Here is a 26,040-nt window from a genome sequence, read left to right on the forward strand (position 1 = left end):
GTCTTGTGGGGCGCACGAAAGAGGCCATCGCCGAAGGGCTGTCCATCGCGACAGCGGCGGCGCGGTTGGCCGTGCGCAATCGCATCCTGGTCGACACGATCGCGCGCGGCGGTCACTTCGACGGCGAGGTGTTCGCGCAGTTCGCCCGGTCCACGCTGAGCGCCCTCGCCGACGAGCAGGACCAGGCCGCCGAGCGCGTGACGCACCAGCGCAAGCGGGCGTGGGGGCGTTTCTCCGATTCCTCCGGCACGCACGACTACCGCGACCGCGACACGCGCAACCTCCGACGCCGCGCCAAGCAGTCGCGCGGGGTCGCGAAGGAGTTGCGCGCCCTCGCCGACGACCCCGAGCGGGTGAAGGCCCTCGTCGCCGACGCGCGAATCGCGGCGTGGGGCGATGTCGAGGCGAACCTCAGCAAGCGTCTCGACGTCGAGGGCATGACCGCCGACGCCGATCCCGACTACGCCACGATGCGTCGGGCGCGCATGGACGCGCTGCGCATGGTCGACCTCGCCCGCCTCGCCTCCCAGGCCAAGCGCAAGGCGAAGGACCGAGCGGCCGCCGACGAGGAGCTCGCGGCATCCGCTCCCGAGGCGACGACCGGCGGCGGCAAGAGCGGCAAGAAGAAGAAGTCCCCCGCGCGCTGATCGACGACCTCCCCCTGGCGGGGAGCTTCGGGCGCACGACGCGGATCCCCGGCCCGCACTCCACGCGGGCGGATTCCGCGCCGTCGGAATGCCGCACGCGAGATGCCCACGCGTCCGTGAGACGTCTCACCCTGATCGGCACGCGCGATGGGTGTCCGTAGGTGGGGTCGGAGACAGAAAAAGGCCCCGGCCGGAGTTTCCTCACGGCCGGGGCCAGTCACTGTCTCAACACAGTGTGCGCCCGAAGGGACTCGAACCCCTAACCTTCTGATCCGTAGTCAGATGCTCTATCCATTGAGCTACGGGCGCAGGGCCTCCGCGCGAAACGGCGCGCAGGCCGTGGTCCAGCATAGCCGGGACAGTGGGAGACGTCTAATCGGCTCAGGACAGAATGCATCCCGGGCGTGGCGACCCGATGGCCGGCAGGTGTCGCGGAGGGAGACGTACGCTGGCGGAATGAGCGCATACACCTCCGCGTTCGAGCTGTTCTCCATCGGGATCGGACCCTCGAGCTCCCACACCGTCGGCCCCATGAGGGCCGCTTTCTCCTTCGCCGCCCGACTCCAGGGCGCCGGTGCCCTCGAGCGGGTGGCCTCCGTCTCGTGCGCCCTTTACGGCTCGCTCGGTGCGACCGGCATCGGCCACGGCACCCCCGACGCCGTCGTCGCGGGTCTGCAGGGCCTGGAGCCCGAGACCGTCGACCCGGATGCCGTGCGCCGGGCGTGGTCGGACTGGCCCGACGGCCGGGCGCTCGCCCTGGCGGGCACGCACGAGATCCCGTTCGCCAAGGCCGACATCGCGCTCGAGCCGCGCACGCGCCTTCCCGGCCACCCCAACGCGATGACGCTCGTCGCGCGTGACGCGGCGGGGGAGGTGCTCGCCGAGGAGACGTTCTACTCGGTCGGCGGAGGATTCATCCGTCGCGAGGGGGAGTCGGCGCGCGTGGCGTCGGCGCCCATGCCGCTCGCCTTCGACGATGCGGCGACGCTCCTGCGGCTGTGCGACGAGCGCGGCATCACGATCGCCGAAGCCGCGCGCCTGAACGAAGAGGCGCTGCGCTCCGACGACGAGATCGCCGCGGGGCTCGATCGCATCTGGGACGCCATGGCGGCCTGCGTGAACGCCGGACTGAACAACGACGGAGTGCTGCCCGGCATCCTGAGGGTCAAGAGGCGGGCCGCCGTCATCCGCGAACAATTGGATGCCGTCGAGGCCGAGGGGCGTCGAGAGCTTCCGGGGGAGTGGCTCGGGGCTTTCGCGCTCGCGGTCAACGAGGAGAATGCGGCGGGCGGTCGCGTCGTCACCGCCCCCACCAACGGGGCCGCGGGGATCCTGCCGGCCGTCGCGATGTACTGGTGGCGTTTCCTCGCCGACTCGGGTCTCGGCGTCGGCAACGCCGTCACTCCGCACGGCGAGCTGGTGGGCAGCGCCCTGCTCGGTTACGACGGGCACGCGGTCACGCGCTCCGAGGTGTCGCACTGGGACGACGACGACGTCGCCGAGGCGAACCGCCGACGCGGCATCCGTCGGTTCCTGCTGACGGCCGCCGCTCTCGGCTCCCTGTTCAAGGCGAACGCGTCGATCTCGGGCGCGGAGGGAGGATGCCAGGCCGAGGTCGGTTCGGCCTGCGCGATGGCCGCGGGCGGACTCACCGCGGTCATGGGCGGCACGAACCGCCAGATCGAGAACGCCGCCGAGATCGCGATGGAACACCACCTCGGACTCACGTGCGACCCGGTCGGCGGTCTGGTGCAGATCCCGTGCATCGAGCGCAACGCGATCGCGGCGTCGACCGCCGTGACCGCCGCCCGCCTTGCGCTGCGCGGCGACGGAAGCCACTACGTCTCCCTCGACGCGGTGGTCGAGACGATGCGTCAGACGGGCATCGACATGTCGACCAAGTACAAAGAGACGAGCGAGGGCGGGCTCGCGGTCAACGTCATCGAGTGCTGAGCGGCCGAGCGGCCGGTTCCGTCGTCCCGCGCTTCAGCGGCCGGTGCGCAGCTTCGCGGTCAGCGCGTGCAACTGCGTCAGTTCGGCGTCGTCCAGTCGCGCCATGCGCTCCGCGATCGACCGGCCGTGTGCGGCGGCGAGACGACGGAAGATGACCGCCCCTTCCTCGGTGGCCGTGACGAGGGAGCCGCGGCCGTCCTCCGGGTCGGCGCACTTGGTGAGGAGGCCGCGCGAGACCATGCGCTCCACGAGGCGCGAGACGCTCGGCTGGCTGATCAGCATGTTGCCGGTCACGTCGCGCAGTCGTGCCGTCATGCGCGGGGCGCGCGTGACGGTGAGGAGCACGTCGTACTCGGCCTGGCTGAGTTCGGTGCTGACGAAGTCCGACCGGATGTCCTCGAAGACCTCGTGCTGCGCGCGGAAGAGGCTCTCCCAGGCTTGCACGGCGAGGCGTCGATCGGTCATGCACTCAGCGTAGGGGAGCGGCGTGCGGCCGAGGCGGCGTGGGTCCGCGGCCACGCCGCGGGTCGGCGGAGCGAGGGCGGCGTCCGCCGACAGAGTAAGGGCCGGTCGGAGAGGCTTCCGACCGGCCCTTGTCCCTGCACCAAGAGTGTCCTGCAATCACATGTCGGTAGCTGCCACAGCAAAACAACTACCGTGCGAGCACTCTATAACGGTGAGGTAACGGAGGGGAAGACCTCGTCGTTATATTTTCGTGATTTCTCACGAGGGCGGTTCCCCGGCCGCGCCCTGCGGCATCCGGCCCGCCACCGGCGCGTCGTGGCGGGGGCGGTCGGCCCGCCGCGGCCACGGAGTAGGGTCGGCACATCCTTCTCGTTTAGGGACGCCGTGCGCCTTCTGCCTCCTTCGTCGCGCGCCGTCTTCGAGGGCATGGTCGCCCTCGTCGCGGCCGTCACCACCGCCCTCACCGTGATCGTCCCCGCGCTCACGGTGGCGGCCGCCGACGCCGGCGCGCGCAGCATTGTGTCGTCGGGATCGGGTGCCGACACCGGGCTGGACCTGGCGCTGCCGGCATCCGACGACCCGGGTGGTCAGGACGAGCGGGTGCGGGCGGCGATCGTCGAGGTCATGCCCGCGGCGGCGCGCGTGACGGTCGAACGCGTCGAGATCGCCGGCCTGCTCGACCTCGGCGACGGCCGCGGGTATCTCGCCGGCGTCAGCGCCGACGACCTCGAGGCGCTGCCGATGGCCGAGGGGCGCCGGCCGTCGGATGCGAACGAGGCGGCGCTGCCGGCGACGGCGGCCGAGGCGCTCGGGATCGCCGTGGGCGACGACCTCGACCTCGGTGCGGCGCGCGTGGAGGTGACCGGACTGTGGTCGTCGTCACGTGCCGCGGCCGACCGGTGGTTCGGTGTGCGGGCCGCCTTCGCCGAGGGCGGCGGAGAGGGGCCGCTCGCGGTGGCGCCCGGGGTCGTGGATGCCGTGGCCGAGGCCGACGGCCTCGACCGCTCGGTGCACTGGACCCTGCACCCGGATGCCGCGGCCCTCGACCTCGCGACCCTTCAGGGCATGGCGGCGGGGTGGCGGGCGCTGCCCGACGCTCTCGCGGCGTCGGGGGAGGACACCTCCGCCCTCGAGACCGCGGGCGCGCTGGTGCCGACGACGCAGATCGCCACGACGCGCGCCGCGGTGCTCGAGGCGGCCGAGCCGGTGGCGCTCCTGGCCGCTGTCCTCGCCTCCGTCGGCGTCACCGCGCTGTTCGCCGCGCTGCTCGTCGGAGCGGGGGGAGCGGAGCGTCGCATCCGCTGGGCGCGCGGGCAGTCGTCTGCCCGCATCGTGGGCCGGGAGGCCGCACGGGCCCTGATCCCCGGCGTGGTCGGCGCCGTGGCCGGGGCCGGGGTCGCGGTGCTCGCCGTGCCACCGCCCCTCGCCCTCGTCCCCGCGATCGGCGGTGCGCTCGTGCTGGGGGCCGCGGCTCCCGTCGCCCTGGTCGCGCTGCTGGCCGCCGACGACGTGCGGGCGCTCACGCGGGTCGAAGGCGGCACCCCCGCGGCCCGGCGCTGGGGTGCCGTCATCGCGGCATCCGTCTTCCTCCTGCTCGCGGCGGCGACCACCGCCCGCCTGCTGTCGCTCGGCTCGACCCTCGGGCAGGGGCGGAGCGGCACCGCCCCGGATCCGCTCGCGGTGCTCGCCCCCGCCGCGCTGTTGCTCGCTCTGGTGCTGGTCGGTGCCGCGGTGCCGCTGTGGGCGACCCGCCGGCTGCGCGAACGATGGGGTGCGCGCGGCGACGCCGGACGGTTCCTGTCGGCGGTGGGGGCGACGCGGCGCCCGCTGGCCCTCGGCGCCACCGTCGTGCTCGTGGGCGCCGCAGCCGGGCAGCTGCTGTTCGCCGCGATGTACCAGACGACCTGGGAATCCGCCTCGCGCACCGCCGTCGCGCTGCAGGAGGGGGCGACCCATCGCATCGCCGGCGACGGCGACGATCTCACCCCGGCGGTGCTCGACCGCGTGGTCGCCGTCTCGGCGGGTGCAGGAGCGGCGCCGGTGTGGAGCGCGAACACCTCGATCGCCGCGCGCTCGGCGTCGCTGGTGACGGCGGCTCCCGCGGCTCTCGCGGCACTCGCCGATCCGGCGGTACCCGACCTCGATCGCCTCGTCGCCGCCCTGCGCGCGGAGGCCCCCGGCGCGGAGGTGGCGCGTGGTGCGACGACGCTGCGCGTCGAGGTGGGGGCGACGGACGCCGAGTCCGCCGCGGCATCCGTCGTGCTCCTCGACGACTGGGGGAGGATCACCGCCGTCGCCCCCGGTGCCGACGGGGCGTTCACGATCCCGCCGGTGACGACCGGTGCCGAGGGGCGGTGGCGCGTGGCCGCCGTGGAGCTCGCGGTGCAGACACCCGCCGCGTTCGGCGCCCTCGTCTCGATCGATGCGATGACGGCCGACGGCGATCCGCTCGATCTGGGGACGGCGGTCATGCCGGTCGACATCACGGGCGACGCGATCGACATGCAGCCCGACGCCGGCCCGCCGGTGGTCGCGGTGAACAGCGACATCACGCGCGTGCGCTTCGTGCCGGTCGCGGGAGCCGCCTCCGCCGTGGTGTCGCGCGCATTCGCCGAGGCGGCGGGCGTCGACGAGGGCGACACCCTTCCCCTCGCGCTCGTGCCGGGAGCCGACGCCCGCGGCGCGCGCATCTCCGCCATCGTCCCGGCCGTGCCCGGGGCGGCGCTGCCCTCGGCGGTGCTCGTCGACGCGACGGCGGTGACGGCGGACCGTCTGCGCGCCTTCTCGTCGCTTCCGGGCGCGGCGTCCGCGTGGCTCCCGGCCACCGCCGACCCCGCGGCCGTGGCCGCCGTGCTCCCCGACGGCGCGCGCCTGGCGGGCACCGCGCGCGACGACGGGCGCGCCGTGCTGTCGACCGTGTCAGCGCTGCTGTGGAGTGGGGCGGTGGGGACCGGCGTGCTCGCGGTCGCCGGGCTCGCCGCGGTGGCGCTCGGTGCCCGTCGCGCGCGCCGATCCGAGGCGGTGTCGTTGCGCGCGATCGGATGGGATGCCGCCGCCCGTCGTCGCCTCCGCGTGCGGGAGGCGGCCGGGGGAGCGGCGGCCGGGGTGATCGTCGGCGTCGCGTCGGCGGCCGTGACGGGCGTGCTGCTGCTCCCCGCCGTGGTCACCGGAGCGCTGTCGCGCGCGGTCGGGGTCGTCGTGACGGTGGATCCGATCGGGGCGACCGCGGCGATCGTCCCGTTCGCGCTGGTCGCCGTCGCCGGCGCGATCGCGTTCGCCATCGCCGACGACGTGCCCCGGCGGGGGAGCGAGCGATGAGACGGCGGTGGCGGACGATCGTGCCGCACGTCGGTGCGCTCGCCCTGGTGGCGGCGGCGACGGCGGTGCTCGTGGCATCCGCCGTGCTCGTTCCGCGGGTGCTCGAGACGGTCGCGGATCAGCGTCTCACCGCGGCGCTGGTCGCGGGGCAGGATGCCGCGACCGTCGTGCTGAGCGCCGACCTCGACGGCTTCGCCCTCGGCGCCGACACGGTCGACGACATCGCCCGGACGCTCGAGAACTACCCGGGGTCGGTGGACGCCCCGCTGGCCGCGGCGCTCGGTGAGCCGTCGTGGGTGGTGACCTTCCCCGATCTCACGGCGGTGACATCCGGGGGAACCCTGGTGCGGCTGCGCCTCGGGGCGGTACCCGGATCCCCATCGTCGCGGACCGTGATCGAGGGGACGGCGCCCCGGCCGTGGGTCACGGGCGAGCCCGTGGAGGTCGCGTTCGAACAGGCGGTGGCCGCCCGCGTCGGCGCGGTGGTGGGGTCGGCGTACGACGGGCCCGACGGGCGCATCGTCGTGAGCGGCATCGTCGCCGACGACGATGGCGGACCGTCCGCGCAAGACGTCTTCCACCGTGCGCAGTCGGAGCGAGGCTCCGGCGGTCTCGATCTCGTGACCGCCGGAGCGTATGTCGATCCGGGCTCGATCGCCACCCTCGGCCCGCAGCTCGCACGCGCACAGGTCGTGGCCACCCTGCCCGTGCGAGCGGTCGATCTGGGCGCGGGCGACATCGCCGCTCTCGAGCGCGCCGCCAACAAGACCTCGGCGCAGGGCACGACGCTGTCGAGCGGCTACCCGGTGACCGTGTCGACCCGGCTCCCCGCGCTCCTCGCGGGTCTGGTGGGGGAGCAGAACGCCCTCGTCGCCCTTGCCGCGCTGCTGGGAGCGGCCCCCCTCACCGCGGCGGCCCTGGTCGCCGCCCTCGCCGTGATCGCCGCCGAGCGTCGTCGGGCGCCTGAACGCGTGCTGGCCTCGGCGCGCGGCGCGACCACGACGCGACTCGCGCTCTCCGCGGCCTGCGTCGCCGCCGTCGCGGTGCTCGCGGGCGCCGCGATCGGATGGGGTGTCGCGGTGGCCGCCACCCCGGATGCCGCCTCCGCAGGGTTCGGAACGGTCGCGGCCGTGGTGGTCGGCGGGGCCGCGATCGCTGCGGCGGGCGGGCGTCGGGCGGTCGTGGCATCGCGGATTCCCCCGGTCGTGCGCACGGCCGCGGGGATCGTGGTGCTCGCGACGGCCGCCGTCGCCGTCTCTCTGCTGCTGGTGCGCGGTCTGCCCGACACCGGCGCCGATCCCCTGCTCAGCGCCGTGATCCCCCTGGTCGGCTTCTCGGCGGGACTCGTGTTCGCCCGCGCGTTCGGGTGGGGGCTCGCCCCGGTGGCCCGCGTGCTCGCTCGCGGGTCGCGCGTGGGCGCGGGCCTGGCCGTCGCGCGCCTGGCGCGCGGATCGGGGCGCGTGTTGCAGATCACGGGGGTGACCATCGCGGTCGCCACGGCCACCCTCGCGCTCGGTCTCGCGCACCTCACCGGCGACGGACTGTCCGCCGCGGCGTACCGGAGCGTGGGCGCCGACGTGCGCGCGTGCGGCGACGGGGTCGCGACCGCGGAGCTCGCGGGGGATGCGCCCGACGGCGTGACGGCCCTCGCCGAGGTGCGTCGACTGGGCGGCATCCCGGTCACCGTCGACGGGCGCCTGCGCGCCGTGACCGTTCTGTCCGCCCCGACGGCGGAGCTGAATCGCGTGCGGGCCGACGTGCCGGTACTCGCGCCGTCGTCGCCCGTCTCGGCGATCGTGTCGCGGTCTGCGGCCGGTCTGCTCGCGGGCTCCGCGGTGGTGGGCGGGATCGAGGTGTCGGGTGTGACGGCGGTCGACGACGAGGTGCTGCCCGCCGACACCGAGGCCTGGGTGCTGCTCGACGACCGGGATGCCGCATCCCTCGCCGCCCCCGCCGACACCGCGTGCGTGCTGATCACGGCGACCGACGTCGGCGTGGTCGCCGCCCGCGTTCGCGACGCCCATCCCGCCCTGGATGTCGTCGACACGGCATCCGAGACCCTGCGGCGCGAGTCCGCCCCCACCGTGACGACGCTTCTCCTGCTGTTGGCCGGGGCGGCCGTCGTCGCCGCGCTCGCCGCGCTCGCGATCGCCGCAGTCACCGAGGTCGCCGCCGGCGGGGAGCGCCGGCGCACGCGGGCCGTCCTCCGGATGATCGGCGCGGGTCGCGTGCGCGGCCTGGTCGCCGCAGAGGTCGTGCCGCTGGCGACGGTGTCGGCGGGGGTCGGGTGGGGCGTCGGCTGGGCCGGAGTGGTCGTGGTCGCGGGCGCGGGCGGCCTCGCCGACCGCCTCGGCATCACGGCCCCCGTCGAGCCGTCGGCGTGGGTGGCGACGGCGGGTGTGGCGCTGGGGATCGTGGCGCTCATCGCGATCACCTCGACCGTCGCCTCGGCGGCGAGGGGAACGGGCCGCCGCGCGCGTCGCGGCGAACGAGAGGGAGAGCACGGATGACCGAGGACGCCGTCGAGATCGAGTGCGTCGACCTGGTGCGCATCTTCCGCGGAGCGGGGGTGGAGGTGCAGGCGCTGCAGGGCTTGAACCTGCGCGTCGAGCGCGGAGAGCTGACCGCCATCGTCGGGGCTTCGGGGTCGGGCAAGTCGACGCTGCTGTCGATCCTGTCGGCGCTCGACACCGCCAGCGCCGGGCGCGCGAGCGTGGCCGGGCGCGACCTGCTCGCCCTCAGCCCGCGTCAGCGCGCCGAATACCGGCGCACGGTCGCCGGCTTCGTCTGGCAGCAGACCGGCCGCAACTTCTTGCCCACGCTGACCATTGCCGAGAACCTCGACCTCACGCTCTCGGTCGGCCGCGTCCCCCGCAGCCGTCGCGCCGCGCGCGCGGCCGAGGTGTTGTCGCTGCTGGAGGTGACCGCGGTGGCCGATCGACGCCCGGGGCAGGTGACCGGGAGCGAACGGCAGCGCGCGGCGATCGCGCTGGGGCTGGCGAATGGATGCCGTGTGCTCTTCGCCGACGAGCCCACCGGAGAGCTCGACGACGCCAGCAGCGCTCAGGTGCTTGAGGCGATGCGCGCGGTCAACGAGGAGTCGGGGGTGACGGTGCTGATCGTCACGCACGACGCCGGCGTCGCCGATCACGTGCGCCGCACGGTCGGCATCCGCGACGGACGCACCTCGGTCGAGGTGTGGCGTGACGCGGTGGGCGGCGGTGGCGACGCGCGCGAGTACGCCGTGCTCGATCGCGCCGGTCGCCTGCAGCTTCCGCGCGAGCACATCGAGCGGCTGGGCATGCGGGATCGCGTGCGCCTGCAGCTCGAGAGCGACCACGTGCGCGTGCAGGCCGCCGGGACGGCGGAGGGGGCCGGGATGCGCGCGGCGTCCGACGCGACGGCCCCGGAGCATCGCGGAGCGGGCCCGGATGCCCCGCGCGACGCCGCGGGACGCACCCCCGGCGCGGCGCCCGTCGTGGACGAGCCGATCACCCTGCCCGCGAGACCCCTCACCCGACGGGAGCGCCGCTCATGACCACCGACACCGTGATCCGACTCGAGGGGTTGTCGCGTGTCTTCGGCGCGGGGGCCGCGCGTACGCTCGCGCTGACCGGTGCCTCGCTCACGGTCGCCGCGGGGGAGTTCGTGGTGCTTCGCGGGCCGTCGGGGTCGGGCAAGACGACCCTGCTGACGATCGCGGCCGGACTCGACGAGCCCGACGAAGGAGCTGCCTGGATCGCCGGGACTCCCCTCACCGGCGCGGCGGAGGCCGAGGCCGCGCGCGTGCGCCGCGAGGTGATCGGCTACGTCGACCAGGACTTCGCGCTCGTGCCGTTCCTCACCGCCGCCGAGAACATCGAGCTCCCCCTTCGGGTGGCCGGGACGGGCGCTCGCGAGCGTCGCGCGCGGACACGCGAGATGGTGGATGCCGTCGGCCTGGCCGATCACGCCGCACAACGCCCCGACGAGATGTCGGGCGGGCAGCAGCAGCGCGTCGCCGTGGCGCGGGCACTCGTCCGCCGTCCGCGCGTGCTTCTGGCCGACGAGCCGACCGCGCAGCTGGACAGTGCCACGGCGGCGTCCGTGATCTCGGTGATCGTCGAGCACGTGCGTCGTGACGCCATGGCCGCCCTCGTCGCCTCGCACGATGCGACGGTCGCCGAGCGGGCCGATCGCGTGGTCGAGATCCACGACGGGCGGCTGCGCGGCTGACCTCGCCCGGACCGACTCGGGTCGCGCGTCAGCGCCCGCGCACGTGGTTCCACTGCGTGATGACCTCGGAGCCGTGCTCGAAGCCGAGCTCGCTGACCGCCGAGGTGCCGAGGACGAAGTAGCGGCCACCCGCCGCGGTCAGACCGAGCCAGGTCCCGGCGAGGGCGCGCAGGAAGTGCGAGTGCGAGAACAGCAACACCTGCTCCCCGGCCCGCACCCGCGGGCGCAGATCCGCGATCAGCGAAGACGCGCGCGCGGTGACCTGCTCGACGGTCTCGCCGGGGGTCGCGCCGGCCGGGGCGCCCGCCTGCCAGATGGTCCACGGTCGCCCGAGCTGCTCGATGATCTCGGGCGTCGTCAGGCCCTCGTACGCGCCGTAGTCCCATTCGACCAAGCGCGCGTCGGTCGACACGCTCGGATACCCGGCGCGCGCGGCCGTCTCGGTGGCGCGCGTCAGGGGGCTCGACAGCACGAGGTCGTACCGGCGGGTCGCCAGCAGCGTACCCGCGAGCTCGGCCTTGTACGCCCCGGTCTCGGTGAGCGGGATGTCGGTGAGGCCGGTATGGCGGCCCGTTCGGCTCCACTCCGTCTCGCCGTGCCGCACGAGCACGATGCGTCCGTCGGGTTCGGTCAGGTCTTCGTCCTTCACGTCCTCATCCTCCCCCCGCCGCGGGTCCTCGGCGAGTTTCCGACCGAAGGGCCGGGAATGCAGAAGGGCCGGTCGGGAGAATCCCGGCCGGCCCTGTCTGCACCAGAGTGTCCTGCAATCACATGTCGGTGACCGCCACAGCAAAACGATCACCGTGCACTTACTCTATAACGGTGAGGTAACGAAGTGGAAGAGGTGGCCGCGATGATTCGGTCGTCTTCGCTGCGGAGCGACGCCGTGCGGGTGAGCGATGTCGTCTCATTTGCTCCATGCGCATGCGGTCCGCGATAATCACCTCGTTGTGCGGGGGCGCACACAGATGGCGACGCCGGTGTCGCCGCGAAATGGGGGACCATGTCCGACTCGAACGTGCCCGCTGCCGGGTGGTACCCGGCAGCTCATGCCGGCGGAGAGCTGCGCTATTGGAACGGCTCGACGTGGGCGGAACCGGTGGTCGCCACAGCCCGGGTCCCCTTCTCGAAGAAGACGGTGACGCGCAGAACGGGTGCGATCGTGGCGGCCTCCACGCTCGTCACCGGAATTCTCCTGGGGGCGGGACTGGGTTCTTCGACCGCCCAGACGCAACTGGCCTCGCTGTCGTCGGAGGTCTCCTCGTTGCAGACAGAGGTCAGCGCAGCTGCCGAAACGGTGACGGATGCGGGTGCCGACGTCGAGGCCGCGGCAACGGAGCTGGCCGCGGCGAAGGCGGAGGTGCAGAAGGTCAGGGGAGAGCTGGCCTCGTCCACCGCTCGCGTCGCCGAGATGGAAAGCGCGGCGACGGCCGCCCAGGCGGAGCTCGACGCGCGCGCGGCGCAGATCGTCGACCTCCAGGGACGCGTCTCCGTCCCCGTGGCGCCCTCCGTGCCGGCTCCCGCTCCCGTTCCCGCGCAGCCATCGGTGCCGACCGTCACGTCGTTCGAGAACTGCTCGGCGGCCCGCGCCGCCGGAGCGGCACCCGTGCGCCGTGGTGACCCCGGCTACGGCAAGCATCTCGACCGCGACGGAGACGGCGTCGGCTGCGAATGACCTCCGGTCCGCGCTGATCCGGGGCGGTTCGCGTCGAGTCGTCGCGCGCGGGCGCCGACGGTGCTGTACACAGCGGCCATCGATCCCGCCCGGGCGCGACAGAACGGCGGATGCCGTGGCATCCGGGTCCGCAGTAGCGTCGCGGAACCACGAGTTCGCGGAGGCCCCATGGACCAGTTCGACACCGTCGTCGTCGGGGCCGGGATCTCCGGCCTCGCCGCCGCCCGGCTGCTCACGCGTGCGGGTCGCCGCGTCGTCGTGCTCGAAGCCCGCGACCGCGTCGGCGGCCGCGTCTTCACCGACCGCAGCGGCGGTCACGTCACCGACCGCGGGGCCTCGTGGATCCACGGCATCGACGACAGCCCCGTCGCGGCGGCCGCGCGGGCGTTCGGGATGCCGATGGTGGAGTTCACCGTCGGCGGCTACCAACCGGCCTCCCGTCCGCTGACGTACTTCGACGCCGAGGGGCGGCGCCTGGACGCTGTGGCCGTCCGGCAGTATGCCGACGACGTGCGCACCCTCAACGCCGCCCTCGTCGAAGTGATCGCCGCCGCGGCGCCCGACGCGACCTACGCCGACGTGGTCGAGCGCGCGCTCGCCGCCCAGGACTGGGACGCGGAGCGCCGCGAGCGCGTGCGCGAGTACAACGACCGCCGGGCGCAGGAGCAGTACGGCATCGGCATGGACGGACTCGGCGCGCACGGCCTCGACGACGACACCGTCGACGGCGACGAGGTGGTCTTCCCCCGCGGCTACGACGAACTCGCCACCCGTTTCGCCGACGGCCTCGACGTGCGCCTCGAGCACGTCGTCTCGCACGTGCGTTGGGGGTCGGATGGGGTCGAGGTCGAGACCGACCGGGGGACGTTCGCCGCGGCGGACGCCGTGGTCACCGTCCCGATCGGCGTGCTGCACGCGGGCGATCTCGTGCTCGAGCCCGCTCTCCCCGAGGGGCACCGGCGGGCTCTCGACCTCCTCCGCATGAACGCCTTCGAGAAGGTCGTGCTGCGCTTCGCCGAGCGCTTCTGGGAGCCCGGGGTGTACGGCATCCGCCAGCTCGGCGACCAGGGTGAGTGGTGGCATTCCTGGTACGACCTGGGACGCCTGCACGACGAACCCGCGCTGCTCACCTTCGCGGCCGGCCCCGCCGCTGTCGCAACCCGCACGTGGAGCGATGCCGACATCGCGGCCTCGACGCTCGCGCAGTTGCGCCGACTGTACGGCGACGCCGTCCCCGAGCCGGAGAGCGTCGTGGTCACCCGCTGGCAGGACGACCCCTTCTCGCGCGGCTCCTACGCCTACATGCTGCCGGGGTCCGTCGGCGCCGACCACGACGACCTCGCGGTCCCGCTGGGCGGCGTCCTGCACCTGGCGGGCGAGGCGACCTGGGGCGACGACCCCGCCACCGTTCCCGGCGCCCTGCTCTCGGGTCACCGGGCGGCGCAGAACGTGCTCGGACGCCACATCCCGGTCGACGACCTCTGGACCTGACGGGTCTAGCGGGGCTCCGGCCCCGTCGCCACGGGGAGCTCGGGGTGGTTCGACCACTGGCTCCACGACCCCGGGAACACCCGCGGCTCGAAGCCCGCGAGAGTGAGGGCCACCGCCTGGTGCGCCGCCGTCACGCCCGACCCGCAGTACACGCCGACGCTCATGCCGTCGTCGGCGCCCAGCAGGCGGAACCGGGCGCGCAGTTCCTCGGGCGAGCGGAACCGTCCGTCGTCGCCGACGTTGTCGGTCGTCGGTGCGCTCACGGCGCCCGGTACGTGCCCGGCACGCGGGTCGATCGGTTCGACCTCCCCGCGGTAGCGCTCGGCGGCGCGGGCGTCGAGCAGCAGGGCGTCATCGGCGAACGCGGCCACCGCGTCGAGCTCGAGCACCGGCAGGGCGCCGTAGGCGAGCGTGATCGACCCGGGCGGCGGGCTGTCGGCATCCCCCGTCTCGAGGGTGAAGCCGGCGTCGGTCCAGGCGCGCAGCGAGCCGTCGAGCAGGCGGACGTCGGCGACGCCCGCGAAGCGCAGGAGCCACCAGGCGCGGGCGCTCGACATGTTCTTCAGGTCGTCGTAGACGACGACCGTGTCGCCCTCGTCGATGCCCCAGCGGCGCGCGGCCTCCTGCAGGACCTCGACCGGGGGGAGGGGATGCCGCCCCTCACCGGGTGCGCCGTGCGCGGCGAGATCGTGGTCGAGGTCGACGTACTGCGCACCGGGGAGATGCCCGTCGCGGTACTCCGGTCGTCCGTCGGGTCGGTCGAGTCTCCAGCGCACGTCGAGCACCCGCACCGGTCCGCCGTCGGGGAACGCCCCCGCGGCCATCGCGGTGTGCAGCTCGGAGGGCGTGGTGAGGAGGGAGGCCATGTCCCCAGTCTGGCCCCTCACTCCGCGGCGCGGTCGGCGCGCGTGCGCCCGTCGGCCGCTCGGGCCCGCGCCCGATCGTGGCGCGAGGCGACGGGGGCGATCTCGGTCGCTTTCGGCAGGCCCATCGTCGGCGTGGAGACGTAGATGGATTCGGCGCGGTCGACCACGAACGTCTCGTGCCAGACGCCCACCGCGCCCGCGACCTTGCGCGCGCGTGCATTGAAGCGCGTCCAGGCGGGTCGGTGCGCCTGCGACGGCGCGGAGGCGTAGGTGTACAGCTTGTCGAGCGACGACCAGTACTGCACCAGGTACGGCCCGCGCGCTCCGAGCAGCATCGTGGAACCGAGCAGACCCGACGCCGGGTCGGCACTCAGCTCGCGCAGCATCCTCGGCATGTCGCCCATGAGCGGCATCCACTGGTCGAACCGCCACCAGCGGTTCACTGTCATGCCGATGTGGAAGACGACCAGTTCGCCGTTCCAGCGGTGGGTCATCCGACCCGGATTGATGGATGCCATGGACCGTCCTTACTCGATAGCGTCACTATCCAGTGTTGGATAGTATCGGTATCGAGTCAAGGGAGAAGCCGTGCGGATTTCGGAGCTGGCCACCCGCAGCGGCGTGCCCGTCGCCACCATCAAGTACTACCTGCGCGAACGGCTCCTCCCCGAGGGGGAGCGCTCGTCGCCGACCCAGGCCGCCTACGGCGAAGCCCACGTGCAGCGCCTGGGCATCATCCGCGCTCTCGTCGATGCGGGCGTCGGGATCGCGGGGGTGCGCAAGGTCGTCGGCGTACTCGAGGACCCGCCCGAGAATCCGTACGACCTGCTCGGCGCCGCCAACGCCGCGGTCACGCCGGCTGTCGCGGCCGACATCGACCTCACCGCGGCGCTGGCGCTGCTCGAGCGGATGGGGGGCAGCGCCGAGCAGTGCTTCCCCGATCAGGTGGCCGCCGTCGCGCACGCGCTCGCGACGCTCGACCGCGCGGGCTTCGCCGTGCCCGATCCGGTGATGGACGCCTACGTCGAGCACCTCGGCGCGCTCGCCGAGGCGGAACTCGCCGCGACCCCGGAGACCTCGATCGAAGACGCCGTGCGGTACGTCGTGCTGGGCACGGCGCTGGTCGAACCGCTCATCCTCGCGCTGCGGCGCGTCGCCGAGCAGGTCGCCGCGTCGCGTCGCTTCGGAGCGGGGTAGCGGGTGCCACCCGGGCCGACTCCGACACCGACGGGCCGGGGAGTCGTCACGGGTTCGGGTTCGAGGCCGCTCCGTCGAGCCAGAGCTCGTCGCTCCTGTCGCCGTGGGGGCCCGCCCGGCCGACGTGGGTGTCGCCGATGCGCGGACCCTTCGTGATCACGTGAACGAGCGCCATGCCGTGCCCGCGGCCGAGGTCGTAGTCGTCTTTCAACCACTGCAGGATCGGCGTCGCCTTCGTGCCCGGCCCGAAGCCGCGATCCTCGGCGAGGGCGATGAACTGACGCGGGGTGAGACCGGTCTTGGTCTCGATGGTGTCGAAATACGCCTGGAACGACATGGCACGAGGGTAGCGCCGGCCTCCGACACCGGGCCACCACCCGGCGCGCGGGGCGGGATCGGGGCCGAGCGCGGGCCTTCCGCGAGGTAGCGTCGGAGGATGGCCGTCACCTTCCACCGGGCGCCCGTCGCCGACATCGCGCCCCTCACGCTCTACCGCATCCTGTGGATGCGCGTCCTGGTGTTCGTGGTCGAGCAGGATGCCGCGTATCCCGAGATCGACGGCCGCGACATCGAGCCCGGAGCCGAGCTTCTCTGGGCGAGTGAGGGCGACGAGGTGCTCGCCACCCTCCGCCTGCTGCGCGAACCCGCGAACACCCGTATCGGCCGGGTCGCGACCGCGCCGCACGCCCGCGGGCGCGGCATCGCCGCCGACCTCATGCGCGAGGCCCTCGAGGTCGTGGATGCCGAGGCATCCGGCATCCCGGTCCTGCTCGACGCGCAGGCGCACCTCGCCGGCTGGTACGGCCGCTTCGGCTTCGTGGTCTCCGGCGCCCCCTTCGCCGAGGACGGCATCCCGCACGTGCCGATGCGCCGCACGCGGCTGGCCACCGACCGTCTCGTGCTCGGGGAATGGACCCGCTCCGACGAGGACCGGGCGTTCCTGTTCGACATGTACCGCCGACCCGAGGTGCGCCGTTTCCTGGGCACCGGCCAGGTGATGACGGATGCCGCCGAGGTCGACGCGTTGCTCGATCGCTGGAGGGGGTTGGCCGACGGCATCCTGGGAGTGCGCGCCGTCTCGACGCCCGGCGGGCGCCGGCTCGGTTCCGTGCTCCTCAAGCGCATCCCCTGGTCGAGCGGGGTGGCCGCGGGGCGCGACGACGACGTCGAGATCGGCTGGCACTTCCACCCCGATGCGTGGGGCGAGGGGTACGCGACCGAGGCCGCGGCGGCCGTGCTGGCCCTGGCCCACCGCCACGGCATCCGGCGCGTGGTGGCGGTCACCAACCCGGCGAACGCGGCCTCCGGTGCGGTGGCCGAGCGCATCGGGATGCGTCTCGAGGGGAGCACCCGCGACTACTACGACGCGGAGTGCGTGCTCTACGTCTCGGACGACGCGTCCCGCGCATGAGACGCCTCCTGCCGACCGTGGGCCTCACGCTCGCGTGCGCGCTCGCGCTCGCGGGTTGCGACGTGAAGTTCTCCCTGGGCTTCGGCACCGGCTCCGACGGCACGTTCGAGGGGTCCGAGCTGACCGTGCCCGTGCTGTTCGCGAGCGGGAAGAAGGGCGGGGTTACGGCGCAGCGCATCACGGCCCAGTCCGCCGACGGCGGCGATCTGAGCATCGACATCACCGAGAACGACGTCAGCGGCGTCGATCCGGTGACACAGTCGGCGACCTGGACCGCCGTCACCGCGGCGACGCTGCTCACCGGCGCACGGGCCGACACCGCGTACACCTTCGGCTTCGACGCGCGCATCGCCACCCCCGCCGCGGGCGCCGTCACGGCGGTCGGTGTGCTCGCCCTCTATTACGGCACCGAGGTGCAGCCCGGGGTGGCGCTGGCCGGCGGGGTCACGCCACTCGGCACGGTCAGCCCCGTGGCGGGACTGCCCGAACAGGTGTCCGCCGCCATCGAGGCGGGCGGCATCGACACGATCCTCGTCCCCGCCGGGCAGCGCACGGCGGTGGACGCCGAGGGTGCGGCCGTCGACCTCGACCAGCTGGCGGCGACGGGCGGGATGACGATCACCGAGGTCGCCGACATCGCCAGCGCCTATGCCGTGATGACGGGGGAGGACCTGCCCGAGGCCGCCTTCCCCACTCCGGCGGCCTCGCCCACCGCGTTGCCGACGGCCGTGGACGCCCCCGCCGACGGCGCGTCCACCGCCTCCGAGGTCGACGACACCCTCATCGCGGCGGTCGACGACGCCCTCGACCGGGCCCGGGCGTCGTCCGAGACCGCGGGCGACTCCGTCCTCGCCGATCGCGCCCGCACCGCGCTCGCCCGCGCCGAGTCGCTCCGCGGCGCCGGTGACGTGGCGGGGGCGCTCGCCGCGGCGCTCTCCTGCGCCGACCTCTCCGCCGCGGCGGCCGCTCCGGCGATGACGGCGGCCGAAGCGGCCGCCCTCGCCGACGACACCTCGGCGGCGGCCGACGCGATGCTCGCCGACCTCACCGACGCACCCGGTTCGCTTGACGACGCCGACGCGCTGCTGGCCACCATCGGATCGGCCGCGGAGGCGTGGGCCCTCGCCTCCGCGGCGCAGGCGGTGCTCGCGGTCGACGCCGACCCGTCGCTCGTTCCCGCAGGGCTCACCGCGGCGGCCCTGGCATCCTCGTCACTGGAGGCGGCCCGCTCCCTCGGCGGTCTGCGCGATGCCGCGCCGGGAGCGGGCCCGCTCGCGACCGACGCCGATCTGGACGGGCTCGCCTCGCTGCTGCGCCGGGCCGCGATCGCGGCGACCGACGCCTACGACGCCCGCGCCGGCGACACCCCGCCGGCCGCGGACGATCCCGCCCTCATCCGCCTGCGCGCCCTCGAGGCGGCACGCGACGATTTCTCCGCCCGGGCCGACGACGGGGGCGTCTGGGTCGCCCTCGGCCTCGCGAGTACGACCTTCGCGCGCAGTTCCGCCCCGCTCGCCGCTCTGCAGGCGGTGCGCGTGCCCGAGGGCGTCGATCCGAGCGGGGCCGTCGCGCAGCGCATCGCGATCGGCGACGAATACGCCGTGCGTGCGGTCGACGCGCTCACCACGGCCGGTGCGGAGGTGCCCCTGCTGCGCGGCGCGCTGGCGGATGCCGCCGCCGCGGCATCCGCCGACCCGGTGCCGGGGGCCTCGGCGGTGTTCATCCCGCCCTTCCTCCGCGCGCGCGTGCTCGCCTTCGCGGGCGGAGTGGAGCGCGACTGACCGTGCGTGCGCAAGCGGGTTGTCCGCTGCGCGGGCGCTGTTTCCGCGGCGCCGTGGGGGCCCGCGCGGCGCGGGGCGCGGCCGCGGTTGCACGCCCGCGGAGGCGCCGTCATCGCCCGCCGACCGTCAATGCGGGGCGTGGTACTCGGCCGTCCCCCGCTTCCAGTAGCCCTTGACGATCGTCGCCGCCGGATCGCCGACCCAGCGCTCGAGCAGCAGGGCGCGGCCCGCGCGGACGACGGACTGCTCCGCGGCCACGAATCCGAAGACGCAGCCGTCGGGTCGTTCCTCCACGTCGAGCGCGTCGAGCCAGTCGCCGAGCTCGGCACCGGCGGGCCGCTCGCCTCGGTGCAGCTGCACCACCTCGATGCCCGCGGGGGCGGCGACCGGCAGATCGTAGGCCGCGGAGGGCACCTCGACGGCGATGCGCCCGGTGGCGTCGTCGTCCATGCCCGCGGCGAAGCGGCGGATCGCGGGGACGGCGGTCTCGTCGCCGGCGAGGAGCCACGCGTCGGGGCGACCCGCGAGCACCATCGACCCGCGCGGTCCGCCGACGCCGACGGGGGCGCCGATCGGGGCCGCCTCGGCCCACCGGCTGCCGACACCGTCGCCGTGCAGCGCCACGTCGATGTCGAGCCACCCCGCGGCGGCGTCCCACGTCACCGGCGTGTATTCGCGGCTCGGCGCGGAGCGCAGATCGCCGGGGGCACCCGGCTCGCCGGGGAAGAAGACGCGGACGTGGTCGTCTGCTCCGGGGGAGTCGAAGCCGCGCAGATCGGAGCCCACCAGGCGCAGGCGCACGTAGGCCGGGGTGAGGAACGTGCGCTCCGCGAGGGCCGCCGAGCGGAACTCGAGCTCGTGGCGACGGGGTTCGAGACGGGCTCCGTGAGCCGGGTTCGACAACTTCATTAGCTAAGGCTAACCTAACTTTCCGAGCCACCGGAGACCCCCGGGCGGCTCGTCCTCGCCCCGCACTGGAGAGATATCGCATGCACCCTCGCTCGTTCCGTCCCCTCGCCCTGGTCTCGCTCGCCGCCGCCCTCGTGCTGGCCGGGTGCGCCTCCGGTCCCGCCGCTCCGGCTGAGAAGGCCGACGCCGCGACCACCGTGACGGTCGAAGACAACCACGGCGCGATCGAGGTCCCGGTCGCGCCCGAACGGGTCGTCGCGCTCGACAACACGACCTTCCAGACGCTGAGCGACTGGGGCATCGCGCTCGTCGCCGCGCCCAAGTCGTTGATGTACGACCTCTGGCCCTCGCTGTCGGGCGGCGACGAGGTGCTCGACGTGGGCCTGCACCGCGAGCCCGACATCGAGGCCGTCGTCGCGAGCGACCCCGACCTCATCGTGGGCGGTTACCGCTTCCGCGAGATCTACGAGCAACTGAAAGACATCCAGCCGGCCACGATCGAGACCAGCCCGCGTGACGGTGAGGACCACACCGCCGAGCTCAAGCGTCAGGTGGCGATCCTCGGCAAGGTCTTCGGCCGCGACGACGAGGCGGCCGCGCTCGCCGCCGACCTCGACGCAGCGATCGCCGACGCCCGCACGGCGTATGACCCGACCCAGACCGTGATGGGTCTCATCACCTCGGGCGGCAAGATCGCCTACGCCGCCCCGGGGGAGGGTCGCGGTGTGGGAACGCTGTTCCCGACGCTCGGGCTGACCCCCGCGCTCGAGCGGGCGGCCGAAGACGCCTCCCACGGAGACGACATCAGCGTCGAGGCGATCGCCGCGGCGAACCCCGAGTGGCTGTTCGTGCTCGATCGAGACGCGATGTTCGGCGAGGACGGATACGTCTCGGCGAAGGACCTCGTCGAGAACTCCGAGGCGCTGAAGAACGTCCCCGCCGTGCAGAAGAACCAGATCGTCTACCTCGACGGCAGCTTCTACCTCGACGAAGGCATCCAGGCCTACACGAAGCTCTACCGCTCCGCCGCCGAGGCCTTCGCCTCCTGACCCCCCGCCGCCCACCCGCGCGAGGTGCCGGAGATCGCCGCTTCGGGGCACCGCCGAGCGACGATTTCCGGCGCCTCGCGCGCGGAGCGGGAACGGATGCCATGACCACCACAGTCAGACGTACCGGAGCGCTGGCGGGCGCCGCGCTCGGCGTCGCCGGCCTCGTCGTGCTGTCGCTGTTCGTCGGCGTGTACGACATCGCCGATCAGGGCTTCGGCGGCGAGATGTTCCTCATCTCGCGCGTGCCCCGCACGCTGGCCCTCGTGCTCGCCGGCTGCGCCATGGCCGTCTCGGGCCTGATCATGCAGCTGCTCACCCAAAACCGCTTCGTCGAACCATCGACCACCGGCACGTCCGAGTGGGCCGCCCTCGGCCTGCTCGTCACGGTGCTCGTCGCACCGGCGGCCCCGCTCGCGGTGCGCATGATCGCGGCGTCCGTCGCCGCCTTCGTCGGCACGATGGTGTTCCTCGGCATCCTCCGCCGGGTCTCGCTGCGATCCTCGCTCGTCGTCCCGCTCATCGGGATCATGCTCGGGTCGGTCGTCTCGGCTTTCACCACCTACCTCGCGGTCTCGACGAACGCGCTGCAGATGCTCGGCACGTGGTTCATGGGCAGCTTCACCTCGATCGTGCGCGGACGCTACGAGGTCCTGTGGGTCGTCGCGATCGTGGTGGTCCTCGTCTTCCTCTCCGCCGACCGCCTCACCGTCGCCGGCCTCGGCCGCGACATCGCCACCTCGGTGGGCGTCGATCACGCCCGGGTCCTGCTCGTGGGCACGGGGCTGGTCGCCGTCGCCACGGGCGTGACCACCGTCGTCGTCGGATTCCTCCCCTTCCTCGGCCTCGTGGTGCCGAACGTCGTGTCGATGTGGCGGGGCGACAACGCCCGATCGAACCTCCCCTGGGTGTGCCTGGGCGGGGTCGCGATCGTCGTCGTGTGCGACATCGTCGGCCGCGTCATCCGGATGCCGTTCGAGGTGCCGGTGTCGATGGTCCTCGGGGTCGTCGGAGCGGTCGTCTTCCTCGCCCTGCTGCTGAGGATGCGGGCTCGTGACTGAGGTGGCGTCGCCTCCGGCCGGCGCGATCGCCGTCCGCCGCCCGCGGGTCGGCTGGCGGTTCGGCGTCCTGGCCGTGGCCGTGGTCGTGGTCGTCGCCGCGGTCGCCGTGCTCACCTGGGACGTGCCGGGCGTCCCCGGTTCGCGGGGGTTCTGGATCGCGGTCAACCTGCGCGTGGTCAGCGTTGCCACGATCGCGCTCGTCGCGTGCTGCCAGGCGGTGGCGACGGTGCTGTTCCATACGGCGACCGCGAACCGCATCCTGACCCCGTCGATCATGGGCTTCGACGCCCTGTACGTCGTCATGCAGACGGCCCTGGTGTTCTTCTTCGGCAGCGCAGCCCTCTCCGCCACCGACGGCCTGATCAAGGTGATCGTGCAGAGCGTGCTCATGGTGGGCTTCGCCACCCTGCTCTACGGGTGGCTCTTCGCCGGACGCCGCGGGAACCTGCACATCATGCTGCTCGTGGGGGTGGTTCTCGGCGTGGGCTTCGGCTCCCTCTCGACCGTCATGCAACGGCTCCTCACTCCCAGCGACTTCGACATCCTCTCCGCGCGCCTGTTCGGCAATCTCTCGAACTCCGATGCCGCGTACCTCCCGTGGGCAGCGCTCGTCGTCGCGGCGGTGCTCACGGTCGTCTGGCGACGGCGCCACCGTCTCGACGTGCTCGCCCTCGGACGCGAGACCTCGCTCACCCTGGGTCTGTCCTACCGTCGCGAGGTCGTCGCCCTCCTCGTGCTCGTGGCGGTGCTGATCTCGGTGTCGACCACGATGGTCGGTCCCCTGACCTTCTTCGGCTTCCTCGTGGCCACGCTCGCCTACCAGCTGGCGGGATCGTCGCAGCACCGCATCGTGCTGCCGTTCGCCGCGCTGCTCGGCATGGCGACCCTGCTCGCGGGGTACTTCGTGCTCCGGCACGTGTTCTACGCCGCGGGGATGCTATCGATCATCATCGAGTTCGCCGGCGGCCTGTTCTTCCTCGTCTACCTGCTCCGAAAGGGCGCGCTGTGACCACTCCCGATCCCTCGTCTCCCGTTTCCTCGTCGTCGACCGTCCCGTCCGGGATCACCCCGTGATCTCTCTCACCGACGTCACCATGACCTACGCGGGTCTGACGGTGCTGGGACCCGTGACCTTCGACATCCCCGCCGGGGGTGTGACGGCCCTCGTCGGACCCAACGGCGCGGGGAAGTCGACGCTGCTCACCATCGTCGGGCGACTGTCCACCGCGACCAGCGGGCACGTCAGCATCGCCGGCAACGACGTGGCCACCACCCCGGGGCGCGAGCTCGCCAAGATCGTCTCGATCCTGCGGCAGGAGAACCACTTCGTCACGCGGCTCACGGTGCGCGACCTCGTCGGCTTCGGGCGCTTCCCCCACTCGCGGGGCCGCCTCACCGCCGTCGACCACGCCAAGATCGACGAGGCCCTCGCCTTCCTCGACCTCACCGACCTGGCCGGGCGCTACCTCGATCAGCTCTCCGGCGGTCAGCGTCAGCGCGCGTACGTCGCGATGGTGCTCGCGCAGGACACCGATTACATCCTCCTCGACGAGCCGCTGAACAACCTCGACATGAAGCACGCGGTCGCGATGATGCGGCAGCTGCGGCGCGCGGCCGACGAGCTGGGCAAGACCGTCGTCGTCGTCGTGCACGACATCAACTTCGCCGCCGCGTACGCCGACCGGATCGTGGCGCTCGCCGAGGGCCGTGTGGTGCACGTGGGCACGCCGAGCGACCTGATGACCCCGGCGATTCTGCAGCAGGTGTTCGGCACCCCGGTCGAGGTGCGCGCCGACGGACCGTACCCGCTCGCGGTCTACTACCGATGAGCTCTACAGCTGGATGCCGTTGTCGGGATCGTTCACGCCGACGTTGCGACCACGGCTCGACTCGTACGCGATCAGCCAGCCGACCGAGACCGCCGCGGCGATGACGACCCCGAGCCACACGTTCTGCCAGACCAGTCCGAAGAGCACGCCGAGGCCCAGCAGCAGCAACGAGCCGAGGATCCAGTACGTGCGGCCCCGCGGCCATCCGGTTCCGGTCTGCGTCATGCGTCCAGCCTAGACGCGCGCCGCCCACCCACCCCAGACCCCGCCCCTTTCCCGATGACGATCCGGAGGAACCCATGGCCCGCACCAACGCCGCGCAGACGCGCATCACGCCCGAGAAGAGCGAACTGCTCACCGTCCGCGTCGTGCGACGCGAACGGCTCTCGCCCTCCTTCATGCGCGTGACCCTCGGAGGGGATGAGCTCACCCGCTTCTCCCCTCTCGGACGCGATCAGTGGTTCCGTCTCTTCCTGCCGGTGGCGGAGGGATCGCTGGCCCGGCTCCCGCACAAGCTCGACACCCTCGCGTATGTGCGGTACCTCGCGATCGCCAAGACCCAGCGACCGGTGCTGCGCAATTACACGGTGGCGGGCTTCCGGGCCGAGGGCCGTGAGGGGCCGGAGATGGACGTCGACTTCGTCCTGCACGGCTCCGCCGAGAAGGGAGGGGTGGGCCCGGCGGCCAGATGGGCCGAGAGCTGCTCCGCGGGCGACGCCGTCGCTCTGATCGACGAGGGTGTGATCTTCTCGCCCCCGGCCGATCGCGCGCGCCCCATCGTGCTCGTCGCCGACGAGACCGCGCTGCCCGCGCTCGCCGGCATCCTGGCATCGCTCCCGGCGGATGCCGTCGGTCACGCCCTCGTCGAGGTGCCGGACGCGGGGGACGTCCGCGAACTCCCGGGCCCGGGTGGTGTCGCGGTGCGGTGGATCGTCCGCCCCGATTCCGGGGCCGCACCCGGGTCAACGGTGCGCGAAGAGGCCTGCGCTCTCCCGGTGGATCCCGCGGCGTTCGGATGGGTCGCGGGGGAGCAGGTGTTGGCGACGTCGATGCGTCGTCACTGGGTGCGGTCGGGACTCGACAAGCGGGCGGTGTCCTTCACGGGGTATTGGCGCGCGCCCCGATCGTGACGCTCGCGGTCACCGGTCGCGGTGATCCTCGGGGTGCAGGCGCGGACCCCGGCGCGGCTCGAGGGCGGAGCCCGCGTAGATCAAGCGGATGACGCGCTGTCGGTGGCCCGCGAACGGTTCGAGCAGCTCCAGCATGCCGTCGTCGTCGGTGCGGTGACCCGTGAGGGCGAAGCCCACCTGGTGAGCGAGATGGTAGTCGCCCACGCTCACGGCATCCGGGTCTCCGAAGGCGCGGATGCGCGTCTCGGCACTGGTCCAGATGCCCACGCCGCGCAGGCTGATGAACACGCGGTCGCGCGCCTCGCCGTCGACGGCCGCGCTGGCGGCCCGGACGATGGTCGCTCCCCGGCGGGCCGTCTCCACGATCGTGCGCGACTGCGGGGGCTCGAGCCCGGCGCGATGCCACGCCCAGGAGGGCACGTGCCGCCAGCCCTCGACGTCGGGCGGGGCGAACATCGGTCGCGGGGTGGGACCGGGTGCTCGTTCGCCGTACCAGGAGACGATGCTGCGCCAGGCCGAGAAGGCCTGCAGGCTCGTGACCTTCTGCTCCATGATCGCGCTGACGAGGGCGTCGAAGACGAGATCGGTGCGCCCGATGCGCAGGTCGGGGTGACGGCGGTGCCACTCGGCGACCGAGGGATGCCGTGACGCGTCGAAGTCGTCGGGCTCGTCGAGTGCGCCGCACAGGGCCGGCAGCTGGTCGAGGGCCCATTCCGCACCCGCGCCCCAGGCCGCCGCGCGAACACCGCCGCCGAGGCGTTGTCGCAGGGCGAGCGTGGCCACGCCGAGCGGCGTGCGGCTGACGCGCCACACGACGCCCCCGGCCGACAGGGGGGCCGTGGCGAAATACGTGGGGTCGTTGGCGCCGTGGCGCTGAGCCGAGACGGTGCGGCCGATGTCGACGGGCGCCCTCGGCCGGTACTCCGCCTCGATCGGGGCCGTGACGGGGGCGGCGGCCGGTGGCATCGCGTGCCGTGCGCGCACCCCGGTCGACCTCATGCCGACACCCTACGTGGTCCCGCCGACATCGGCCCGTGGACGGCCCA

The 26,040-nt window shown here is 73.4% G+C and carries 24 protein-coding genes and 1 tRNA gene; 16 read left to right on the plus strand and 9 right to left on the minus strand.

Going from position 1 to position 26,040, the window contains the following annotated elements:
• Positions 1–5: 5 nt before the first annotated feature.
• Positions 6–647, plus strand: coding sequence for an asparagine synthase (locus ACK4LS_RS00085; protein ID WP_409711852.1), 642 nt, complete (start codon positions 6–8; stop codon positions 645–647).
• A 236-nt stretch (positions 648–883) separates the two neighbouring features.
• Here ACK4LS_RS00085 and ACK4LS_RS00090 read toward each other — a convergent pair.
• Positions 884–956, minus strand: a tRNA-Arg gene (locus tag ACK4LS_RS00090).
• 147 nt (positions 957–1,103) lie between these two features.
• On the opposite strand from ACK4LS_RS00090, the gene ACK4LS_RS00095 reads away from it, so the two are divergent.
• Complete coding sequence (locus tag ACK4LS_RS00095; RefSeq protein ID WP_409711854.1) at positions 1,104–2,600, plus strand: L-serine ammonia-lyase, iron-sulfur-dependent, subunit alpha; 1,497 nt, start codon at positions 1,104–1,106, stop codon at positions 2,598–2,600.
• A gap of 33 nt (positions 2,601–2,633) precedes the next feature.
• Here ACK4LS_RS00095 and ACK4LS_RS00100 read toward each other — a convergent pair whose 3' ends face one another.
• A complete protein-coding gene (locus tag ACK4LS_RS00100) occupies positions 2,634–3,065 on the minus strand; it encodes a MarR family winged helix-turn-helix transcriptional regulator (protein WP_409711856.1) in 432 nt (143 codons plus the stop codon).
• A 384-nt stretch (positions 3,066–3,449) separates the two neighbouring features.
• Between ACK4LS_RS00100 and ACK4LS_RS00105 the strand changes: the two genes are divergently transcribed.
• The 4 genes from ACK4LS_RS00105 to ACK4LS_RS00120 are packed head-to-tail and all read left to right on the plus strand — an operon-like array spanning position 3,450 to position 10,598.
• The gene (locus ACK4LS_RS00105) at positions 3,450–6,383 is read left to right on the plus strand and encodes a hypothetical protein (RefSeq protein ID WP_409711858.1); all 2,934 of its coding nucleotides are present in this window, start codon (positions 3,450–3,452) and stop codon (positions 6,381–6,383) included.
• Positions 6,380–8,893 (plus strand): hypothetical protein, encoded by a 2,514-nt coding sequence (locus tag ACK4LS_RS00110; RefSeq protein ID WP_409711860.1) that lies wholly within the window; start codon positions 6,380–6,382, stop codon positions 8,891–8,893. Before ACK4LS_RS00105 ends, ACK4LS_RS00110 begins: the two co-directional genes overlap by 4 nt.
• Positions 8,890–9,921: an ABC transporter ATP-binding protein gene (locus ACK4LS_RS00115; RefSeq protein WP_409711862.1), complete on the plus strand. Its 1,032-nt coding sequence runs from the start codon at positions 8,890–8,892 to the stop codon at positions 9,919–9,921. Before ACK4LS_RS00110 ends, ACK4LS_RS00115 begins: the two co-directional genes overlap by 4 nt.
• Positions 9,918–10,598 carry an ABC transporter ATP-binding protein gene (locus ACK4LS_RS00120; RefSeq protein WP_409711864.1) on the plus strand — a complete coding sequence of 227 codons (681 nt, stop codon included), beginning with the start codon at positions 9,918–9,920 and terminating at the stop codon, positions 10,596–10,598. Before ACK4LS_RS00115 ends, ACK4LS_RS00120 begins: the two co-directional genes overlap by 4 nt.
• Before the next feature lie 28 nt (positions 10,599–10,626).
• On the opposite strand, the gene ACK4LS_RS00125 is transcribed toward ACK4LS_RS00120, so the two are convergent.
• On the minus strand, positions 10,627–11,247 hold the full coding sequence (locus ACK4LS_RS00125) for a histidine phosphatase family protein (RefSeq protein ID WP_409711866.1): 621 nt from the start codon (positions 11,245–11,247) through the stop codon (positions 10,627–10,629).
• Between the two features lie 354 nt (positions 11,248–11,601).
• Here ACK4LS_RS00125 and ACK4LS_RS00130 point away from each other — a divergent pair, with 354 nt between their 5' ends.
• Together ACK4LS_RS00130 and ACK4LS_RS00135 are read left to right on the plus strand one after the other, a co-directional pair.
• Complete coding sequence (locus ACK4LS_RS00130; RefSeq protein ID WP_409711868.1) at positions 11,602–12,273, plus strand: excalibur calcium-binding domain-containing protein; 672 nt, start codon at positions 11,602–11,604, stop codon at positions 12,271–12,273.
• A gap of 168 nt (positions 12,274–12,441) precedes the next feature.
• Positions 12,442–13,764 (plus strand): flavin monoamine oxidase family protein, encoded by a 1,323-nt coding sequence (locus ACK4LS_RS00135; RefSeq protein WP_409711870.1) that lies wholly within the window; start codon positions 12,442–12,444, stop codon positions 13,762–13,764.
• Between the two features lie 5 nt (positions 13,765–13,769).
• On the opposite strand, the gene ACK4LS_RS00140 is transcribed toward ACK4LS_RS00135, so the two are convergent.
• Together ACK4LS_RS00140 and ACK4LS_RS00145 are read right to left on the minus strand one after the other, a co-directional pair.
• Positions 13,770–14,630 (minus strand): sulfurtransferase, encoded by an 861-nt coding sequence (locus ACK4LS_RS00140; protein ID WP_409711872.1) that lies wholly within the window; start codon positions 14,628–14,630, stop codon positions 13,770–13,772.
• 17 nt (positions 14,631–14,647) lie between these two features.
• Positions 14,648–15,148 (minus strand): DUF4188 domain-containing protein, encoded by a 501-nt coding sequence (locus ACK4LS_RS00145; protein WP_409711874.1) that lies wholly within the window; start codon positions 15,146–15,148, stop codon positions 14,648–14,650.
• A 70-nt stretch (positions 15,149–15,218) separates the two neighbouring features.
• Here ACK4LS_RS00145 and ACK4LS_RS00150 point away from each other — a divergent pair, with 70 nt between their 5' ends.
• Positions 15,219–15,827 (plus strand): MerR family transcriptional regulator, encoded by a 609-nt coding sequence (locus ACK4LS_RS00150; protein ID WP_409711876.1) that lies wholly within the window; start codon positions 15,219–15,221, stop codon positions 15,825–15,827.
• Positions 15,828–15,873: 46 nt separating this feature from the next.
• Here the strand turns inward: ACK4LS_RS00150 and ACK4LS_RS00155 are convergent, their stop codons facing one another.
• Positions 15,874–16,164, minus strand: a complete 291-nt coding sequence (locus ACK4LS_RS00155) for a DUF4287 domain-containing protein (RefSeq protein WP_409711878.1) — start codon at positions 16,162–16,164, stop codon at positions 15,874–15,876.
• 99 nt (positions 16,165–16,263) lie between these two features.
• Here ACK4LS_RS00155 and ACK4LS_RS00160 point away from each other — a divergent pair, with 99 nt between their 5' ends.
• Together ACK4LS_RS00160 and ACK4LS_RS00165 are read left to right on the plus strand one after the other, a co-directional pair.
• Entirely contained in the window at positions 16,264–17,238 is a 975-nt protein-coding gene (locus ACK4LS_RS00160) for a GNAT family N-acetyltransferase (protein WP_409711880.1), read from the plus strand.
• Entirely contained in the window at positions 17,235–19,019 is a 1,785-nt protein-coding gene (locus tag ACK4LS_RS00165) for a S16 family serine protease (RefSeq protein WP_409711882.1), read from the plus strand. Before ACK4LS_RS00160 ends, ACK4LS_RS00165 begins: the two co-directional genes overlap by 4 nt.
• Before the next feature lie 126 nt (positions 19,020–19,145).
• Here the strand turns inward: ACK4LS_RS00165 and ACK4LS_RS00170 are convergent, their stop codons facing one another.
• Positions 19,146–19,928 (minus strand): siderophore-interacting protein, encoded by a 783-nt coding sequence (locus ACK4LS_RS00170; RefSeq protein WP_409711884.1) that lies wholly within the window; start codon positions 19,926–19,928, stop codon positions 19,146–19,148.
• 80 nt (positions 19,929–20,008) lie between these two features.
• On the opposite strand from ACK4LS_RS00170, the gene ACK4LS_RS00175 reads away from it, so the two are divergent.
• From ACK4LS_RS00175 to ACK4LS_RS00190, 4 genes are all read left to right on the plus strand, one after another.
• A complete protein-coding gene (locus tag ACK4LS_RS00175; RefSeq protein WP_409711886.1) occupies positions 20,009–20,977 on the plus strand; it encodes a siderophore ABC transporter substrate-binding protein in 969 nt (322 codons plus the stop codon).
• A gap of 101 nt (positions 20,978–21,078) precedes the next feature.
• Positions 21,079–22,035, plus strand: coding sequence for an ABC transporter permease (locus ACK4LS_RS00180; RefSeq protein WP_409711888.1), 957 nt, complete (start codon positions 21,079–21,081; stop codon positions 22,033–22,035).
• The gene (locus tag ACK4LS_RS00185) at positions 22,028–23,044 is read left to right on the plus strand and encodes an iron chelate uptake ABC transporter family permease subunit (protein WP_409711890.1); all 1,017 of its coding nucleotides are present in this window, start codon (positions 22,028–22,030) and stop codon (positions 23,042–23,044) included. The genes ACK4LS_RS00180 and ACK4LS_RS00185 overlap by 8 nt, the downstream gene beginning before the upstream one ends.
• A 61-nt stretch (positions 23,045–23,105) precedes the next feature.
• On the plus strand, positions 23,106–23,864 hold the full coding sequence (locus ACK4LS_RS00190; protein WP_409711892.1) for an ABC transporter ATP-binding protein: 759 nt from the start codon (positions 23,106–23,108) through the stop codon (positions 23,862–23,864).
• Positions 23,865–23,867: 3 nt separating this feature from the next.
• On the opposite strand, the gene ACK4LS_RS00195 is transcribed toward ACK4LS_RS00190, so the two are convergent.
• Positions 23,868–24,089 (minus strand): hypothetical protein, encoded by a 222-nt coding sequence (locus ACK4LS_RS00195; protein ID WP_409711894.1) that lies wholly within the window; start codon positions 24,087–24,089, stop codon positions 23,868–23,870.
• A 74-nt stretch (positions 24,090–24,163) separates the two neighbouring features.
• Between ACK4LS_RS00195 and ACK4LS_RS00200 the strand changes: the two genes are divergently transcribed.
• On the plus strand, positions 24,164–24,994 hold the full coding sequence (locus tag ACK4LS_RS00200; protein WP_409711896.1) for a siderophore-interacting protein: 831 nt from the start codon (positions 24,164–24,166) through the stop codon (positions 24,992–24,994).
• Between the two features lie 9 nt (positions 24,995–25,003).
• Here ACK4LS_RS00200 and ACK4LS_RS00205 read toward each other — a convergent pair whose 3' ends face one another.
• Positions 25,004–25,993, minus strand: coding sequence for a DNA-3-methyladenine glycosylase family protein (locus tag ACK4LS_RS00205; RefSeq protein ID WP_409711898.1), 990 nt, complete (start codon positions 25,991–25,993; stop codon positions 25,004–25,006).
• Between the last annotated feature and the right edge of the window lie 47 nt (positions 25,994–26,040).

The sequence above is a fragment of the Microbacterium sp. genome (assembly GCF_046295495.1).
Lineage (GTDB): Bacteria > Actinomycetota > Actinomycetes > Actinomycetales > Microbacteriaceae > Microbacterium.